2 protein-coding genes are annotated in these 1,261 nt (G+C 69.0%); one reads left to right on the top strand and one right to left on the bottom strand.

Annotated elements, in window-relative coordinates; genetic code table 11:
* Positions 1-331: 331 nt before the first annotated feature.
* On the bottom strand, positions 332-730 hold the full coding sequence (locus ACFWEP_RS34735) for a DUF3099 domain-containing protein (protein ID WP_387376305.1): 399 nt from the start codon (positions 728-730) through the stop codon (positions 332-334).
* A gap of 210 nt (positions 731-940) precedes the next feature.
* Here ACFWEP_RS34735 and ACFWEP_RS34730 point away from each other — a divergent pair, with 210 nt between their 5' ends.
* Positions 941-1,219: a GlsB/YeaQ/YmgE family stress response membrane protein gene (locus ACFWEP_RS34730; protein ID WP_387376303.1), complete on the top strand. Its 279-nt coding sequence runs from the start codon at positions 941-943 to the stop codon at positions 1,217-1,219.
* Positions 1,220-1,261 lie beyond the last annotated feature (42 nt).

Raw genomic sequence — 1,261 nt, 5'->3', positions numbered from 1 at the left:
CGGCACCTCGCCGCGTTGTCGGAGCGTCCGCATACATCCAGTATGCGGACGCTCCTCCGCCTTGCGATGCACCGCATCTGACGCCGCGCACTGATCCACCACGAATAGCGGGACAACCCCTAGGACAGCCGGTGCGGCGCCCTCCGTGCGCGTCCGGAGAGCGAGAAAAAACGACGCCGAGCAGCCACGGGGGGAGCTGCTCGGCGTCGGTCTCTCGCTCCGACGGGGGATGCGGAGCGTATGAAGGAGTATGTCACGCACACCCTGTCGCGGTGCACCCGAACTTCATGATTGAGCTGAGGTTTTCATGAGCTTCGCCCGACGGTGAAGCTCATCCGTGCTCGTGCGGATACCGGGTGCGACCGTCCGTGCCGAAGGCGCCGTCCGCACCCGTTCCGGTGTGGTTCCCGGCGCCGGTTTCCGCCCCGGACCCCGGCTCCAGAGCAGGCCGCACGGGTGCGGGCAGGAAGGTGGACGGCAGCGAAGGGACGTTCTCCCGGCCCGCGTTGGCGATGACCACCGCCACGTACGGCAGCAGCAGACCCAGGGCCAGCGCCACCATCGAGATGTGCCGCTCGACGTTCCAGAGGGTGGCCGCGAGGATCACCGACACCGTCCGCACGGACATCGAGATCACGTACCGCCGCTGCCGGCCGCGCACGTCGTCGGCCAGTCCCTGCCGGGCCCCCGTGATCCGGAAGACCTCCGCGTCGTCGCGCTTGCCCATCATGTTCCCACCGCCTGCTCGCTGTGCCGGACGCCTCGGACCGGACCGCTCCCAAGGTACGCCCGGCACGCTCCGCGAACGAGACCGGGTGGGCCGGCCGCACGCCTTCCGGCCCCGCGTTCCGCCCGGACGGAAGCGCCCGACGTGCACCACAAGTCCCCGCACACGAGACTTGAGCGCATATGCGCATGATGCGCAGTTCGAGGAGGCGGTATGAGCTGGTTGTGGGCGATCATCGTGGGCCTGGTGCTGGGGCTGATCGCGAAGGCGATCCTGCCGGGCAAGCAGGACATCCCTCTGTGGCTGACGGCCGTGTTCGGCATCATCGGCAGCATCCTCGGGAACGCCGTCGCGGCATGGATCGGCGTCGAGGACACCAAGGGCATCGACTGGATCCGGCACGTGCTCCAGCTGATCGGCGCGGTGGCGGTGGTCGGTGTCGGTGACGTCGTCTGGCAGTCGATCCGAGGCCACGGCAAACAGAGGACCTGACCCCGGACGGGCGAACGGCGAAGGCCGGGCACGCGACGTGCG

The sequence above is a fragment of the Streptomyces sp. NPDC060198 genome, assembly GCF_042728415.1.
Classification (GTDB): Bacteria; Actinomycetota; Actinomycetes; order Streptomycetales; family Streptomycetaceae; genus Streptomyces.
The sequence above is the reverse complement of the archived record's forward strand: the minus strand, read 5'-3'. Positions and strand labels throughout refer to the sequence as shown.

Bases quoted from the DNA above. Each gene is read 5' to 3' on its own strand.
- ACFWEP_RS34735 (WP_387376305.1), bottom strand. From the start codon at position 730: ATGATGGGCAAGCGCGACGACGCGGAGGTCTTCCGGATCACGGGGGCC.
- ACFWEP_RS34730 (WP_387376303.1), top strand. From the start codon at position 941: ATGAGCTGGTTGTGGGCGATCATCGTGGGCCTGGTGCTGGGGCTGATC.